This window comes from Kutzneria sp. NPDC052558 (genome assembly GCF_044547355.1).
Classification (GTDB): domain Bacteria; phylum Actinomycetota; class Actinomycetes; order Mycobacteriales; family Pseudonocardiaceae; genus Kutzneria.
The window spans coordinates 64,913-80,615 of sequence record NZ_JBIUAG010000021.1; the positions used below are offsets into that span (position 1 = coordinate 64,913).

Here is a 15,703-nt window from a genome sequence, read left to right on the forward strand (position 1 = left end):
GGCTAACCCCGCGGTCGCCTGGCGTGCTGGGGGCCCCGTTTGCGGGCGACCCCTACCCCACGCTGGTGGCCCCGGGGGGGGGGGGGGGGGGGGGGGGGGCGGGGGGGCGCGCCCCCGCCCCCCGGCCCCGCGCTCCACGCCTGGAAGGCCTCGTCGGACTCCCAGCGGGTGTAGACGAAGTACCGGCTCTCGCCGCCGACCGGGCGCAGCAGCTCGAAGCCCAGGAAGCCGGGCACCGAGTTCATCGTCTCCGCCCGAGCGGCGAACCGCTTCTCGATTTCCTCGCCCGCGCCCTCGGGCACGTCAAGCGCGTTGATCTTCACGACTGCCATGGCGCCAGCCTACGCCCGGCCGGATTGTGGCGGAGCGCACACTTACCGGCCGCGGGAGGCACCTTTGTCAGGGCAACTCGGCCCGAACGTGCGCTGAACCGGACCTCTCGCCTCCGTAGCATCGAAGGGACCGCCATCGCGTTCGGGAAGAGGATTTCGTGCACGTCGTCACCGGAGCAACCGGCCTCGTCGGTTCCGCGCTCGTGCTGGAGCTGCTGCGCCGCACCGACGCCGACGTGGCCTGCCTGGTCCGCCCCGGCCGGTCCGACGCCGGCAGCCGGCTGACCGCCGCCCTCACCGCCGCCGCACGGGCCTTCGGTCACGGTGAGTCGTTGGACGACGCCGTCCGGCGCCGCTGCGTGGCCGTGCCGGCCGATGTCGAACTTCCGCTCTGCGGCGTGGATCCGGACCATTTTCCCGCCGGCGCGGACGAGTTCTGGCACTGCGCGGCCGACCAGCGGTGCGAGGACCGGCACTGGGAAGGTTTGCAGCGCACCAATGTGCTCGGCACGCGACACGCTGTCGAGCTGGCCGTCGCACTGGGTTGCCGTTCCTTCAACCACTTCAGCACCGCCTACGTCGCCGGCCGTCGCAACGGGACGGTCCGGGAACTGCCGGTGACCGACCCGCTGCACAACAACCGCCACGAGGAAAGCAAGATCTCCGCCGAGTGGGCGGTGTTGGCCGCCGACGGCCTGGTGAAGCGGATCCTGCGGCCCGGCCTGGTGATCGGGCACAGCGTGACCCACGCCGTGGTCGGCGGGCACACCGGCATGCACGGCATCCACCGGCAGCTCGTGCAGCTGGAGCGGATGCTGTCCATGCTCGGCGATCCGGCCGAGCGCACCCGGCCGCTGCGGCTGCGGGTCGACCCCGCCACTCCGGTCAGCCTGGCCCCGGTCGACCTGGTCGTCGCCGACGCCGTGTCGGTCAGCCGCTCCGGCCACGCCGGCGTGTTCCACCTGACCCACCCCACCGACTTCCGCGTCGGCGAGGGCCTGGACCTGATGTTCGACGTCGCCGGCCTGCCCCGCCCGCACTACACGTATTCCGACGCCGGTTTCGCCCCTGCCGACCGAGAGTTCGACCGCCGCATCGACGCCTTCCGCTCGTACCTGACCGGTGCCAAGTCCTTCGACCGCGCCCGCCTGCTGGCCGCCGTCGCCACCCCCGCCGTGTCGACCTGGCCCGCCACTCTCTCCGTGCTCCGCGACCACCAGATCTGGTACCAACTCCACGCCACCTCCCGCCACGCCGTCCCCTCCCTCAGCCGCTGAACCCCCCGCGAGTCTGGTGGAGCGCGACTCGCGGAGGTATTCGGTTGACGGTGAGGGGGGCTCGCGGTAGGTACGGCGCATGGGGGAATTCGTCAGGGCGTTGTGGCGTGCGCATCGGGGGCTGGCGGCGGCGTGGTGGCTGCTGGCAGTGGCACAAGCCGTGTTGCCGGCGTTGTTCGCGTACGAGGTCGGGGCGCTGATCGCCGCCGCCGATCCGACGGCATCGCTGATCGCCCTGGGCATGGTGTTCCTGCTGATGCAGGTGCTGGCCCCGGTGCACGGCCAGGTCAGCACCAACCTCGGCGACCACCTCTCGTCCCGGCTCCAGGACCGCCTGCTCACGGCCACGACCGGGCCGCCCGGCATCGCGCACCTGGAGTCGCGGGAGCTGGCCGGCCAGCTGGCCGTGGCCAGGGACTTCGACCAGGGCATCTCCGGGCCGCCGCTGGCGCTGTCGATGGGCATGATCGCCGGCAGCCTGGTGGAGGCGCTGGCCGGCCTGGGCCAGGCGGTCCTGCTGGCGACATTCCACTGGTGGGCCGGCGCGCTGCTGGCGGCGGCATGGCTGGCCACGCACTGGCTGCTGCGCGACAGCAGCAGTTGGGATCGGGACACGCCCGAGGTGCAGCACGCCCAGCGGCGCGCGGAGTACACGTACCGGCTGGCGGTGGATCCCCCGGCGGGCAAGGAGATCCGGCTGTTCGGGCTGAGCGACTGGACAGTCCGCCAGTTCGTCCACAACAGACAGAAGCTGGTGGATCTGCGGTGGCAGGCCACACAACTGCGCCGGCGCGGCGTCGGCTGGACGTTGACCACGCTGATCGCCGCCAACGGCCTGGTGTTCTGGGCCCTGGCCGCCGACAACGGACTCGGCCTCGGCCAGCGGGCCGCGTTCGCGCAGGCGGCGATCGGCACCGCGACGATCGCCTTCGGCGGCCTGAACTGGGCGCTGCCGCCGGCGATCGAGGCCGTACGGGCGGCGGGCCGGCTGGAGGCGACGATGGCGCGGGCCGGCGGCCTGCCCGCCGGCGAGCGCCGGACCACCGGCACCGACCTGCGGTTGCGCAACGTGAGCTTCAGCTACCCCAACGCCGACCGGCCGGTGCTGGACGGCCTGGACCTCACCATCCCGGCCGGCGCCTCGCTGGCCGTGGTCGGTCTGAACGGGGCCGGCAAGACCACTCTGGTCAAGCTGATCTGCCGCCTCTACGACCCCACGCACGGCACGGTCGAGGCCGACGGCGTCGACCTGAGGGACCTGGACATCGAGGACTGGCGGTCGAACGTGACGGCGGTGTTCCAGGACTTCATCCGCTACCAGTTGCCGCTGCGCGAGAACGTCGCCCCCAACGGGGCGTCCACAGAGGACATAACCCTGGCCCTGAAGGCCACCGGCGCGGAGTTCACCGACCTGGACACCGTGCTGGCCAAGGGATACGACGGCGGCACGGACCTGTCCGGCGGCCAGTGGCAGCGGATCGCGCTGGCCCGGGCGCTGTGCGCCACCCGCCAGGGGGCCGGCATCGTCGTGCTGGACGAGCCGACCGCGCAGCTGGACGTCCGGGGCGAGACCGAGGCCTTCACCCGGTTCCTGCGGGAAACCCGGGGCTGCACCACGATCCTGGTGTCGCACCGGTTCGGCACGGTCCGCCAGGCCGACCGGATCTGTGTGCTGGACGACGGAAAGGTGGCCGAGCTGGGCAGCCACGACGAGCTGATGGCCGCGAACGGCAAGTACCGCACGATGTTCGACCTCCAGGCGGCGAGGTACGACCATGACTGAGCTGCCCGGCTGGTTCCCCTCCCTGCTGCGGTCCCTCAAGCTCGGCTACCGCGCCGGGCCGCTGCTGATCGCCGTGGCCTTCGTGACGACCGTGGCGGCGGCGGTGCCGGATGCCTTGCTGGCGCTGGCGTTCTCGCTGCTGGGCTCGAATCCGGCAGTGGCGCTGGGTGGTCTGGCCGGGTTGGCGGTCGGCGGGTGGCTGCTGGCGACGGTCAGCGACCGCGCCAACCGGCGGTTCGCCGATCGGGCGGCGATTGTCGTCGAGCAGCATGTCGCCCGTATACAGTCGACCATAACCACGCTGGAGCACCACGAGCGGCCGGACGTGATGGACCGGATCTCGGTGCTGCGCGACCACGCCGACGCGTTGAGCGAGCTCTACCAGCAACTGTTCACCACGCTGGGAGCCCTGGTCCGGCTGGTGATCACGGTGGCCCTGCTGATGGCGGTGAACCCGTGGTTCGGCCTGCTCGGTGTGGTCGCGGTCCCGACGGTGCTGGTGTCGACCTGGCGGGCCGACGCGGAACGGCGGGCCGAGGAGGCCGGGGCGCAGCACGACCGGCTGGCCAAGCACCTGTTCGAGCTCGGCACGACTCCCGGGCCGGCCAAGGAGATCCGCGTCTTCGGCGTGCAGGGCAAGATCAAGGACCTGCGCCGGCAGGAGTGGCGGCGACGGCACCGGCGGCTGTCCCGGGCGCGCTGGGGCACGGCCTGGTGGCAGGCCGCCGCGCACGCCCTGTTCGGCGCGGCCTACCTGGTGGTGATCGCCTCCGTCGTGCGCCAGCCGACGACGCTGCTGCTGGTGCTGGCCGCCGGCGGCCGGCTCGCCCAGTACGTGGCCAACACCGTGCAGAAGACGCACTTCTTCCGGGTCATCTGGCTGGACGTCTCGCGCCGGCTGGCCTGGTTGGAGGACTACGCCGCCGCCCAGCGCGACGCCGCCACCCTCGCGCCGCCCGACCGTCTCGACACCGGAATCCGCTTGGAGCACCTCGCCTTCCGCTATCCCGGCACCACCAAGAACGTGCTCGACGACGTCAGCGTCACGCTGCCGGCCGGCTCGACCGTCGCGGTCGTCGGCGAGAACGGGGCCGGCAAGTCCACCCTGGTCAAGCTGCTGTGCCGGCTCTACTCCCCCACCGCCGGCCGGATCCTGGTCGACGGCACGGACTTGGCGGCGATCGACCCGGCGCGGTGGCGGGAGCGGGTCTCCGGGTCGTTCCAGGACTTCTTCCCGTTCGAATACGCCGCGGCCGAGTCGATCGGCGTCGGAGACCTGCCGCGGATCAACGATCCTGTCGCACTTGACGCCGCCGTGGCCCGGGCCGGCGGCCTGCCGGTGGCGCTGTCCACCCAACTGGGCGTGACCTGGGAGAACGGCGTCGATCTCTCGCACGGCCAGTGGCAGCGGGTCGCCCTGGCCCGGGGCTTCATGCGCGACGATCCGCTGCTGCTGGCGCTGGACGAGCCGACCTCGGCCCTCGACGCCGCCACCGAGGACGCGCTGTTCGACCGCTACGCCCGGGCGAAGGGGCCCGGGATCACGGTTCTGGTGTCGCATCGACTGGCCACGGTGCGGATGGCCGACCTGATTCTCGTGCTGGACGGCAGCCGGCTGGCCGAGTGCGGGTCGCACGCCGAGCTGATGGCCGCCGACGGCCGATACGCGCGGCTGTACCGGATTCAGGCCCGCGCCTACGGCCGAACGGGCAGCTGATCCCGCCGAGGGCGGTCCCGGTGTCCGCCGACCCGGTTAGGCGACGATAACCTGACGGCTGTGGACAAGCTTGTGGACATCGGCGCCGTGACCTGATGCGGCTGCGGGTCTCCGCGTGCGGCGCGGCGTTTGTGGCCGATGGCCAGGTCGTCTGGGAGGACTACCTGGACCAGCGGCAGTTCGTGCTGGGCGACGAGGCCGACGTGGTGATGCGCTGGTTCCTGCGCTGGCGGGACCGGGACTCGGTGCCGGAGCGGCACCGGCCCATCCTGACCGCGCTGCTGGCCAACGACGTCCTGGTGGCCGAGGGCTCGCAGCGGGACGCCCAGGAGCGGGCCGTGCTGCACGCCTGGGGCCGGTGGGGGCCGATCGCCCGGGCCTACCACTTCGCGACCCGGACCACCCGCGGCAGCCGTTTCCCGGTCGGGGCGGCGGAGGGGCGCAAGCCGGTCGACACTTTCCGTGACACGGAACGGATCGCGCTGCCATCGGCCGAGCAGGCCCAGTGGCGGCACCGGGATCTGCTCGACGTGCTGCGGCAGAACCGGCACCACCGGGAGTTCGGCCCCGATCCGGTGCCGCTGGCCTCGCTCGGGGCGTTGCTCCAGGTCACCACGGAGCACGCCACCGAGCTGTACCCGGTCGTTCAGAACGTCGAGGGCCTCAAGCCCGGCGTCTACCACTACGACGGCGGCGCCCACGAGCTGGCCATGGTCGGCGACCCGGTCAGCGCCGGCGATCTGGTCGCGGCCTGCGGCGACCAGATCTGGGCCGCCGACGCCGGGCTGGTCGTCTTCTACACCAGCGTCCTGTGGCGGCACGACTCGCCGCGCGGCTACCGCACCCTGCAACTGGACGCCGGGCACCGCAACCACGCCCTGTCGCTGGCCGCCACCGGGCTGGGGCTGCGGACCGCCTTCACCACCAGCATCCGGGACGAGCTCGTCGAGGAGCTCATCGGCTGCGACCCGGCCACCGAGCTGGCCATCGGCGGCGCGGTCGTCGGCACCGCCTAGCCGCCGGACTCAGCCCGACTCGGCGATCGCCGCGAACTCGGTGATCAGGCGGCTGCGGCGGCCGGCGTCCCAGGCCAGGCAGACCTGGTTGGGCGGAATGTCCCGCACCGGCACGTGCACGATGTCGGGCCGCGTGTAGAAGGTGGCGGTGGACAGCGGCAGCACCGTGATGCCCCGCCCGGTGGCCACGTGCTCCAGCTTCTCCTCGACGGCGTGGAACGCAACCATGGCGGCCCTCGTGCCGTCCCGCAGCTCGGTGGCGATGTCCCGCCACTCCGGCACCGCGTCCGGGTCCTGGAGCAGGTGCTCGTCGGCCAGATCGGCGACGGCGACGGACTCCTTGCCGGCCAGGCGGTGGTCGGCCGGCAGCACCGCCACCCGCGGCTCGGACAGCAGCGGCCGCACCGTCAGCCCGGACTGGTCGACCGGCAGCCGGATGTAGGAGACGTCGACACGGCCGTCGCGCACCACCTCGACCTGGTCGTTCCAGCTGGTCCGGACCACGTTCACGGTCAGCTCGGGATGCCGGTCGGACAGGGCCCGCACCGCGCCCGTGACGATCAGGCCCGGCATGAAGCCCACCGTGAACGAGTGCTGCCCCCGCGCGGCCCGGCCGACCCGCAGCCGCAACGCCTGCGCGCCCGCCAGCAGCGGCCGGGCGTCGGCCAGCAACTGCTCGCCGGCGGCCGTCAGCTCGGTGTGCCTGCGGTCCCGGGCGAACAGCCGCACCTTCAGCTCGTCCTCCAGGGCCCGGATCTGCCGCGACAGCACCGGCTGGGCGATGTGCAGCCGCTCCGCCGCCCGCCCGAAGTGCAGCTCCTCGGCGACGGCGACGAAGTAGCGAAGCTTGCGCAGGTCGACGTCCATCCGGACCAGTATTGCTCAGAGGTGGGTCAGAGCGCGGGCCGGCGGCGTCCGGGCTGGGCCAGGATGAGCCAATGGTGTTCCCCCAGGTGCTGCTGGACGAGCTCGCCACCAATGCGGACGCTGTTGCGTTCGAGCACGAGGACCGGAGGGTCACGCGGCGGGAGCTGGCCTCGATGGCCGCGCGGATCGCGGGCGGGCTGCGGACGACCGGGGCGAAGACCGTCGCCCTGGAGGTTTCCCTGACGCCGCAGGCGTTCGCCGGCTATCTGGCCGGATTCGCGTTGGGGTGCCGGGTGATCGGGGTGGTGCCGGGACTGCCGCCCGAGCAGCGGGAGCACATCCTGGCCGGCGGCGTGGACCTCGTGGTGGACGACGACATGTTGGCCTGGCTCCAGGAACACGAGCCGGCCGAGCTGACGGCCACGGCCGACCCGGACGACATCGCCACCGTGGTCTACACCAGCGGCAGCACCGGGCGGCCCAAGGGAATCGTCTACACCTACCGGGCGCTCGCGGCCCGCTGGCCCTGGCAGCCGTCGACCTGGACGCCGGGGATGGGCGCGCTGATCGCCGGAGCCAGCCGCTTCCTGTTGCACGGCACGCTGGCCAGCGCCGTGATGATGCACTACACCACGCGCTGCCTGCTGGCCGGCGGCACCGTGGTGATCGCCGACGGGAGCCGGATCCCGCACGTGTTCGAGACGCACCGGATCACCGCCGCCATGCTGACCGTGCCCCGCGCGCACCATCTGCTCGACGTGCTCGAAGCCGAGAACCTCGACGTGCGCAGCCTGCGGGCGCTGACCATCTCCGGCTCGCCGGTGAGCGCGCAACTGTACGCGCGGGTTCAGGAGCAGCTCGGGCCGGTTGTGTTCAACGACTACGGGCAGACCGAGATCGGCATGGTCTCGCTGCTGTCCCCGGGCGACGCCGTCGACGAGCGGGCCATGGACTCGGTCGGGCGGCCGCACCCGGACGTGGAGATCAGCCTGCGCGACCCGGACGGCCGCGAGGTGCCGACCGGGCAGGTCGGCGAGATGTTCGTGCGCAGCCCGTTCATGATGTCCGGCTACCTCGACCAGCCCGAGCTGACCGCCGAGGTGCTGGCCGACGGCTGGCTGCGCACCCAGGACCTGGCCAGCTTCGACGAGCGTGGCCTGCTCCACCTGCGTGGGCGGACAAGGGACGTGATCATCGTCAACGCCCAGACCTACTACGCCAGCGCCATCGAGGACGCCCTGGTCCGGGACGAGGCCGTCGGGCAGGCCTACGTGATCGGGCTGCCCGACCCGCGCACCGGCGAGGCCGTGCACGCCTTCGTCACCCGGGCCTCGGACAGGGCGCCCGATCCGCAACGTTTGCGGGATTCGGTGCGCGACCTGCTCGGCGCCAACTGCGTGCCGGCCACCATCACCGAGCTGGCCGAGGCGCCGCTGACCGCCAACGGCAAGCCGGACAAGAAGGCGCTGGCCGCGCTAGTGCGTTGAGGCCTGGTAGATCTGCTCGATCGACGCCTCCAGCCGTGCCGTGAAAGCCTCGTCCGACTGCTGCTCGGTCAGCCCTTCCAGCAGGGCCCGGGAGAAGCTGGCGATCAGGGTCGGGTCCTTGGCCAGCCGCTCGCACGCCTCGTCGCGGCTGTAGCCGCCGGACAGGGCCACGACCCGCAGCATCCGGGGATCGGCGGCCAGCTCGCCGTACAGGCCGGGGCGGGTCGGGATGCTGATCTTGAGCATGACCAGGGCGTCCGCGGGGAGCGCGTCGAGCCGCGCGGCGACGGCGTCGAGCAGCAGGGCCTCGGACCTCTCCCGGTCCGGGCTGGTGATCGTCACCTCGGGTTCGAGGATCGGCACCAGGCCGGCGGCCCTGATCCGGTCGCCGTACTCGAACTGCTGGTCCACGATGGCGCCGATGCCGGCCGGGTCAGCCGAGTTGATCACCGATCGCATCTTGGTGCCGAAGACGCCGTGCGCCCGGGCCCGGGCCAGCAGGTCGTCGAGGGTGTCGATCGGCTTCATCAGCCGCACGCCGTCGGCCTCGTCGGCCAGCCCCTTGTCGACCTTGAGGATCGGCACAATGCTCTTGCGCTGCCACAGGAACCGGGCGGTGGGCACGCCCTCGATCTCCCGTTCCATGGTCTGCTCGAACAGGATCGCCGCCAGCACCCGCGAGCCGTCGAACGACGGGTTGGTGATCAGCCGGGTCCGCATGGCGTGCACGAGGTCGAACATCTCGGCGTCGGAGCCGTAGCGGTCGGCCCCGACGCCGTACTCGGCCAGCGCCTTGGGCGTGCTGCCGCCGCTCTGGTCCAGCGCCGCGAAGAATCCCCGGCCGGTCCTGATCTGCTCCAGCTGCGTGGTGTCCATGGCCCGAGCGTAGGACTCAGCCGCTGTACTTGCTGGTGCAGATGGCCAGGCCGGTCGAGGTGAAGCCGTCGCGGAACGCCTCGACCCGGGCGAAACCGGACGGCACCGAGCGGCCGTTCACGTCGGCGGCGATCAGGCTGGACCCGGCCAGCATCTCGGCCACGGCCTCGTCGAGGTCGCCGGGCGACAGTTGCAGCGCGCCCTGGCGCTCGGGGGTGATCGTGCCGGCCCACATGCCGGTCAGGCACGCCGTGAGCTGGCCGGTCGACGGACCGTCGAGGGCATGGCCGGTCCCGTGTTCGTAGGCGAGTGCGAAGCGCGACGCGATCTCGGCGAACGCGGCGAAGTCACCGATGCCTCCCTTGGCCCCCTTCTGGGGCGGCGTGCCGATCCGGACCAGGTTGGTCAGGTCGAGTGAGATCTTGTCGGTGCCGGGGCAGTACGACGCCGGCGAGGTCGCCTTGGCGTCCGAACAGGACTGTTGGCCGGCGACCAGCTGCCCCTGCGGGAACACGGCCTTGAGCGTGGTTTGCAGATCCCGCAGCGCACTCTGGTCGTTGACCCGGAGATTTCCCTTGCCCAGGCCCTGATCCTGGTCGTTCGGGTTGAACTGCTGCTCGGTGATCCGGCTCCGCACCTCGGCCACGTCGATGCGGGCACAGCGCCTGGCCCCGTCGGCGAAGCCGAGCTGGAAGGCGGTCACCCGGTCGAAGGCGTTGCCGTGCGCGCTGGCGGACTGCGCGCTGGCCCCGGCGGTGTCGCGGATGAAGAACAGGGTGGCCATGATCTGGTTCAGGCCGGGGCCGGTGGACAGCTGGAAGTGCGGGGCCTGTCCCTCGGCCACCGACCGGAAGAAGGCGCCGGCGTAGCAGTCGGCCTGCTGCTCCTTGACGATCGTCGGCGTGGCCTGGTTGACGCTGCCGAGCCGGAACTGCACGGCGTGGCCGAGTTCGTGGGCCAGCACCGCGACCACGGCCATCGGGCCGAAGGAATCGTTGAGCTGCGGCAGAAGCTGGCCCCGATCCCAGGACACGGAGTCGTCCTGCTGACAGTAGAAGGCGTTGACCAGGCCGGCGCTGCTGGAGCCGCAGAGCCGGAGCGGCTGCCCGGTCGAGTCGTAGGAGGTGAGCTGCCGGACCGGGGTGAAGTCCTTGCCGAAGTCGGCCGGAAGTTCCTTCTGCCAGAAGGCCTGCACGTCGGCGACGGCGTTGGCGGCCAGCCGGTCGACGGCGCTGCCGTCGGAGTTGGCGACCGGCAGGCCGGCGTCGGCGACGCCCGGCCGCGGACCGCTGTCGCCGGTGGTCACGGCCAGACCGGCGACCTGGTTCGGGTCCGGCCGGTCGACCGCGGCCGAGCCCGCGACCTCCCGGGCGCACCCGGACACCAGCACCGCGACGGCGGCCAGCACAACCACAGCTACCTTGGAGTTCATCGGTCGACCGTCCTCTGTAGAGTGATCAGCCCAGCCGGACCGAGGCGGTCAGCTTGTCGAAGCCGGGCGTGCCCAGGCCCCGCACGTCGCCGTCGATGACGATCGAGCGGCCGTGCAGCCGGCGCCGGTGAACAGGCGCCCCGGCGGCGACGAGGGCGGCCGCCGACGCGACAGTCTTGCGGATCATCGGGATTCTCCAGGCGGGACAAGCGGTTCCGGCCGTTCCGGAAGCCGTTCGCGAGTTACACGGACGGCCCCCGGCGGCGGTTCACCCCGGACGGGAGAACGTGCCCGTTCGATCAGATCGCGGACTTCCACGCGGTCAGCGCGTACGCCCCGATCCAGCCCCTGACCAGCGCCGACGCCTTCAGCCCGCCCTGACGCCCCCGCCACTTCCGCACGTGAGTGGCTCACTTGCGTTCAGGAGCCACCTGAGCCATTCACGTAGCGGGAAGGGCGATGGGGTTGCCGGCGCACCAGACGGCCTTGATGTTGCGGGTGGCGCTGATGTCCGTGGTCGGATCTCCGTCCACCAGCAGGAGATCGGCCCGCAGGCCGGGGGCGATCCGGCCCCGGTCGGTCAGGCCGAAGGCGCGGGCCGACACCTCGGTGGCCGAGCGCAGGATCTCGACCGGGCTGAGGCCGGCCAGGGCCAGCAGCTCGAACTCGCGGTGCAGGCTCTGGCCGTGCGGGTTGTGGATCTGGATGGCGGGGGTGGAGTGCGCGTCGGTGCCGGGGACGATCTCGACACCGGCCTCGCGCAGGGCGGCGACGCTGGCGAACAGGTTGTCCGTGGCGCCGCCGCCGGCCTCGAAGATGGCCAGCGTCGGGATGTCGATCTGGCCGTTGGCCCGCATGGCGGCGACATCGTCGGGCTTGATCACGCCGTCGACGGGCACGTGGGTGATGAAGTCCGCCTTGGTGGCCACGGCGAGGGTGTACGCGCCGACGCTGGCGGCGTGCATGACGACCTTCAGGCCGTGCTCATGGGCGGCGTCGACCAGCGCGGTCAGGGTCTCCTGGCTGGGGCCGCCGTCGCCGGGGGCCTCGGCGATGCCCTTGATGTGGTCGACGCCCTCGGCCACGCGGAGCTCGACGTGCCGGCGCGCGTCGGCCGGGGTCAGGACGATCGCATCGGCCGGGATCTTGATGACCTTGGCGTGCATGCCGTCGGGGCCGATCGCCGGCAGGCCGGCGCTGCGGAAGTCGGCGCCGCCGGTGTGCTCGCGGGTGGCCTTGACCCGCTCGACCGGCCAGAAGGCCATGTCGAAGGCGGTGGTCACGCCCCAGCGGGCCAGGGCGTCCAGGGATTCCGGCCCGGACAGGTGGACGTGGGCGTCGATCAGGCCGGGCAGCAGCGTCGCGCCGGCGGCGTCCACTTCCCGCGCGCCGTCGGCGTTGTCGCCGATGACCGGGCCGTCGACGACCACGGTGGTCGGGTCGGTGAGCTGCTGGCCGTCGAAGACCCGGACGTTGGTGAGTGCGGTGCGCACGATCGATCGCCTCCATAAGGAACAGATCTGTCCCTTAACGCTACACCCGGCCCGGCGGGTGCGCTATAACCAACCGGTGGTCACCAGCTCCGAGCCCGCCCCCAGGGCCACCCGCCGCCGCGGCGAGGTCCTGTGCCAGGCCATCTTCGCGGCCACCCTGGCCGAGCTGGCCCGGACCAGCGTGGCCGAGCTGACCTTCGACAAGATCGCGCCGCTGGCCGGCACCGGCAAGTCGGCGCTCTACCGGCGCTGGCACAGCCCCGAGGCCCTGGTGCTGGCCGCCCTCGCCGACCCGTCCACCGGCTTCGGCGACCCGGTCGCGCCGAACACCGGGTCGCTGCGGGGCGATCTGATCGCCGTGCTCGGCGAGTTCGCCGGCGTGCTGGACGAGACTCGCGGCCGGGCCCTGCGCCCGCTGCTGACCCAGCGTTGCCAGCATCCCGACCTGTACGAGCAGGTACAGCGGCTTGTCCTGCACCCGCAGCGACTTCGGATCATGGACGTGCTGCGGGCCGCCGTCGATCGCGGCGAGGCCGATCCCCGCTGCCTCACGCCCCGGGTGACGGCCGTCGGGCCGCGGCTGGTGCTGGCCGAGTCGCTGGAGAAGGACACCGTGTCGCCGGCGGACGTGCGATCGATCGTGGACGAGGTGCTGCTGCCCATGCTGGCCGTCCGCCCCTAGTCTGGCCGTATGTTCCCGAAATTGGCCGAGGATCTGGCCGAGCTGCCCGGTTTGCTCGACGAGACGCGGGCCTACGCGACCCGCATCCTCGCCGGCCTCGACGACCGCCCGGCCGCGGTGCCAGGGGCCAGCGGCAAGGCCGTTGCGCTGCCCGCTTCCGGCGACGGCCTGCGTGCAGCCATGGCCGCCTTCGCGGCACGGTGGGAGCCCGGCTTCTCCGGCAGCGCCGGGCCGCGCTACCTCGGCTTCGTCACCGGCGGCGCCACCCCGGCGGCGCTGGCCGGTGACTGGCTGACGTCCACTTTGGACCAGAACGCCCACGGCGCGGTCGGCTCGTCGGCAGTGGCGCTGGAGCGGGAAGCCGTGGCCTGGCTGGGAGAACTGTTCGGCCTGGACCTGCCCGGCGCCTTCGTCACCGGGGCGACCATGTCCAATCTCGTCGGGTTGGCGGTCGGACGGGAGTGGCTCGGCGAGCTGCGCGGCGTCCGCGTGACCGATCAGGGCCTGGCCGAGCCGATCCGGGTGCTGTCCGGGACCCCGCACTCCAGTATCGGAAAGTCCCTGTCAATACTGGGAATCGGCCGCAGGAACCTGGTTCCGGTCGCTACCCTCTCCGGCCGCGAGGCCGTCGATCTCCCTGCCCTGGAACGGGAACTGGCGGCCGGGCCGGCGATCGTGGTCGCCAACGCCGGCACCGTGAACACAGTCGACTTCGACGACATCCGGGCCATCGCGTCCTTGAAGTCCCGGTACCAGTTCTGGCTGCACGTCGACGCGGCGTTCGGCGGATTCGCGGCCGTGTCCCCGGACTACGCGGATCTGCTGGACGGCTGGGCCGAGGCCGACTCCGTCTGCGTCGACCTGCACAAGTGGCTCAACGTGCCGTACGACTCGGCAGTGCAGTTCACCCGCCGCCGGGACCTTCAGGTGCGGGTGTTCGAGAACCAGTCGCCCTATCTCGGCCTGCCCGGCGACAATCCCGATCCCATGCACCTCACGCCCGAGACCTCCCGCCGGCTCCGCGCCCTGCCGGCCTGGTTCGCCCTGGCGGCCTACGGTCGCGCCGGCTACCGGGAGATCGTCGAGCGCAACATCGCCTGTGCCAGGGAAATGGGCGCACGGCTGGCCGCGAGCCCGGCCTGGACGCTGCTGGCCCCGGTGCGGCTGAACGTCGTCTGCTTCGCCCCGGCCGCGGGCCAGGTCGCCGACGTGCTCGACGACCTGACCCGCAGCGGCGAGGCGTTCCTGACTCCGACCGTCTATCGGGGTGTCCCCGCCATCCGCGCCGCCTTCAGCAACTGGCGCACCACTTCGGCGGACGTGGACCGGATCTGCGCCGCGCTGGGCGTGTAGGAAGCGAAGGCCGCAGGCCACCTTCGCTCCCCCACCCCACCCTCAACATCAACGCTCGTTTCCTGTCGCCCAACGCCGGGAAAGGCCCTTTCACTGCGCCAGTATCGGGCCTTTCCTGGCATTCGGAGCGGGGACTAGGCGGGGCTGGTGGGGCGGGTGGGGGTGAGGGCGATCTGCTTCTTGAGCATGCGGCCGCCGTCGGCGGTCAGGCGCAGGTAGTAGTCCGACGAGCACTTGGTGCCGTCCTCGTCCAGGGCCAGCAGCCCCGAGCCGGCCGGCACCCAGGAGGAGTCGGGGGCGGTCTTGGCGATCTGGTTGCCCTCGGTGAACTCGTCGAACATGGAGATGTAGATGCCCTGCGCCCCGACACGAACCATGTTGTAGAACTGCCGCCACATGAAGTCGCCGTGGGCCCGTTGCCGGCCGGAGACGTCGCCGGGCAGCACGCAGGGCTGGTAGTCGATGCCATGGCTGTTGCAGTCGGCCTGGTCGCCGACGTTGATGGTGGTGTAGATGTTGTCGGAGCCGGCGGCGTTGCTGATCGCGCCGACCATCCACGGGGAGATCATGTTGAAGGCGTGGTAGGTGTCGATGAAGCCGGTGCGGGTGCCGGCCCCGCCGACGCGCCATTCCCTGGGCACACCGCCCATGACGTAGCAGCCCTGGCCCTTGAACCAGTTGATCACGTCGAGGCAGACGGCGGCGCTCCACGGGTGGTTGCCGTCGCTGAAGCCGAAGCCCCAGATGCCCACCACCGGTTTGCCGTTCTGCTTGGCGTACGCCGGCGATGAGGTGTAGGCGCGCATCTTGTTGGTCCAGTCGGCCTTCATCTCCGACTGCATGTTCGTCCACCCGGTGGCGTCGTACATGATGTAGAACTTCACGCCGTGGGTCTCGGCGGCGGTGCGGACCTTGGCGGTGATCGCGTCGCGGGTCGGGCCCTCGCTTCCGTTGGGATTGAAGCGTTGCAGGGCGGCGGTGTCGCAGCCGTATGAGCTCATCCACCCGAAGTGCATGTCCACGGTCTGCTGGTCGTAGGAGGAGAACAGGTTGGCCGGCTGGCCGTTGTTGAGGTTGTTGTAGGCCGTGTGGTAGCCCTTGGTGAACTCCCGCATGTCCGGCCAGGCCTTGATGTTGTTGTTGTTCGTCGGCGACGGGGCCTGGCCGGCGTTCTGGCTCCAGTGCCACCAGGTGTTGATCGGCGCGCCGTCGCCGATGCAGGCGTACCAGCCCTGGTAACCGACGGTGATCTTGCCGACCACGTCGCCGGGTCCGCTGGCCATCGGGCTGGCGGACGCGGTGGATAACGCGGCCGGTCCGAGCGCGCCGGCGGCCAGCGCCGACGCGAGGAACGTGCGTCGAGAGACTCCCATGTCGAATACTCCTTG

At 71.6% G+C, this 15,703-nt stretch carries 14 protein-coding genes; 7 read left to right on the forward strand and 7 right to left on the reverse strand.

What is annotated here, in order from left to right:
• Positions 1 to 2: 2 nt before the first annotated feature.
• Complete coding sequence (locus ACIG5F_RS31820; protein ID WP_396523609.1) at positions 3 to 332, reverse strand: antibiotic biosynthesis monooxygenase family protein; 330 nt, start codon at positions 330 to 332, stop codon at positions 3 to 5.
• A gap of 158 nt (positions 333 to 490) precedes the next feature.
• On the opposite strand from ACIG5F_RS31820, the gene ACIG5F_RS31825 reads away from it, so the two are divergent.
• The 4 genes from ACIG5F_RS31825 (at position 491) to ACIG5F_RS31840 (ending at position 6,125) form a co-directional block, all read left to right on the forward strand.
• A complete protein-coding gene (locus ACIG5F_RS31825; protein ID WP_396523610.1) occupies positions 491 to 1,609 on the forward strand; it encodes an SDR family oxidoreductase in 1,119 nt (372 codons plus the stop codon).
• Between the two features lie 79 nt (positions 1,610 to 1,688).
• Positions 1,689 to 3,392 (forward strand): ABC transporter ATP-binding protein, encoded by a 1,704-nt coding sequence (locus tag ACIG5F_RS31830; RefSeq protein WP_396523611.1) that lies wholly within the window; start codon positions 1,689 to 1,691, stop codon positions 3,390 to 3,392.
• Positions 3,385 to 5,109 carry an ABC transporter ATP-binding protein gene (locus ACIG5F_RS31835; RefSeq protein ID WP_396523612.1) on the forward strand — a complete coding sequence of 575 codons (1,725 nt, stop codon included), beginning with the start codon at positions 3,385 to 3,387 and terminating at the stop codon, positions 5,107 to 5,109. The genes ACIG5F_RS31830 and ACIG5F_RS31835 overlap by 8 nt, the downstream gene beginning before the upstream one ends.
• Positions 5,110 to 5,204: 95 nt before the next feature.
• Positions 5,205 to 6,125: a SagB/ThcOx family dehydrogenase gene (locus tag ACIG5F_RS31840; protein ID WP_396523613.1), complete on the forward strand. Its 921-nt coding sequence runs from the start codon at positions 5,205 to 5,207 to the stop codon at positions 6,123 to 6,125.
• Between the two features lie 9 nt (positions 6,126 to 6,134).
• On the opposite strand, the gene ACIG5F_RS31845 is transcribed toward ACIG5F_RS31840, so the two are convergent.
• Positions 6,135 to 6,992 (reverse strand): LysR family transcriptional regulator, encoded by an 858-nt coding sequence (locus ACIG5F_RS31845; RefSeq protein ID WP_396523614.1) that lies wholly within the window; start codon positions 6,990 to 6,992, stop codon positions 6,135 to 6,137.
• A 71-nt stretch (positions 6,993 to 7,063) separates the two neighbouring features.
• Here ACIG5F_RS31845 and ACIG5F_RS31850 point away from each other — a divergent pair, with 71 nt between their 5' ends.
• A complete protein-coding gene (locus ACIG5F_RS31850; RefSeq protein ID WP_396523615.1) occupies positions 7,064 to 8,479 on the forward strand; it encodes a class I adenylate-forming enzyme family protein in 1,416 nt (471 codons plus the stop codon).
• Here the strand turns inward: ACIG5F_RS31850 and ACIG5F_RS31855 are convergent.
• The 4 genes from ACIG5F_RS31855 to ACIG5F_RS31870 all read right to left on the reverse strand — a co-directional run bounded on the left by ACIG5F_RS31855 (position 8,468) and on the right by ACIG5F_RS31870 (position 12,280).
• Positions 8,468 to 9,355 (reverse strand): fructose bisphosphate aldolase, encoded by an 888-nt coding sequence (locus tag ACIG5F_RS31855; protein ID WP_396523616.1) that lies wholly within the window; start codon positions 9,353 to 9,355, stop codon positions 8,468 to 8,470. The genes ACIG5F_RS31850 and ACIG5F_RS31855 overlap by 12 nt on opposite strands.
• Positions 9,356 to 9,371: 16 nt before the next feature.
• Positions 9,372 to 10,787, reverse strand: a complete 1,416-nt coding sequence (locus ACIG5F_RS31860) for a neutral zinc metallopeptidase (protein WP_396523617.1) — start codon at positions 10,785 to 10,787, stop codon at positions 9,372 to 9,374.
• Between the two features lie 25 nt (positions 10,788 to 10,812).
• On the reverse strand, positions 10,813 to 10,974 hold the full coding sequence (locus tag ACIG5F_RS31865) for a hypothetical protein (protein ID WP_396523618.1): 162 nt from the start codon (positions 10,972 to 10,974) through the stop codon (positions 10,813 to 10,815).
• Positions 10,975 to 11,227: 253 nt separating this feature from the next.
• Entirely contained in the window at positions 11,228 to 12,280 is a 1,053-nt protein-coding gene (locus ACIG5F_RS31870) for an amidohydrolase family protein (RefSeq protein WP_396523619.1), read from the reverse strand.
• A gap of 76 nt (positions 12,281 to 12,356) precedes the next feature.
• Here ACIG5F_RS31870 and ACIG5F_RS31875 point away from each other — a divergent pair, with 76 nt between their 5' ends.
• A complete protein-coding gene (locus ACIG5F_RS31875; RefSeq protein WP_396523620.1) occupies positions 12,357 to 12,962 on the forward strand; it encodes a TetR/AcrR family transcriptional regulator in 606 nt (201 codons plus the stop codon).
• A 9-nt stretch (positions 12,963 to 12,971) separates the two neighbouring features.
• A complete protein-coding gene (locus ACIG5F_RS31880) occupies positions 12,972 to 14,315 on the forward strand; it encodes a pyridoxal phosphate-dependent decarboxylase family protein (RefSeq protein WP_396523621.1) in 1,344 nt (447 codons plus the stop codon).
• Positions 14,316 to 14,449: 134 nt separating this feature from the next.
• Here the strand turns inward: ACIG5F_RS31880 and ACIG5F_RS31885 are convergent, their stop codons facing one another.
• Positions 14,450 to 15,688 carry a glycoside hydrolase family 71/99-like protein gene (locus ACIG5F_RS31885; RefSeq protein ID WP_396523622.1) on the reverse strand — a complete coding sequence of 413 codons (1,239 nt, stop codon included), beginning with the start codon at positions 15,686 to 15,688 and terminating at the stop codon, positions 14,450 to 14,452.
• Between the last annotated feature and the right edge of the window lie 15 nt (positions 15,689 to 15,703).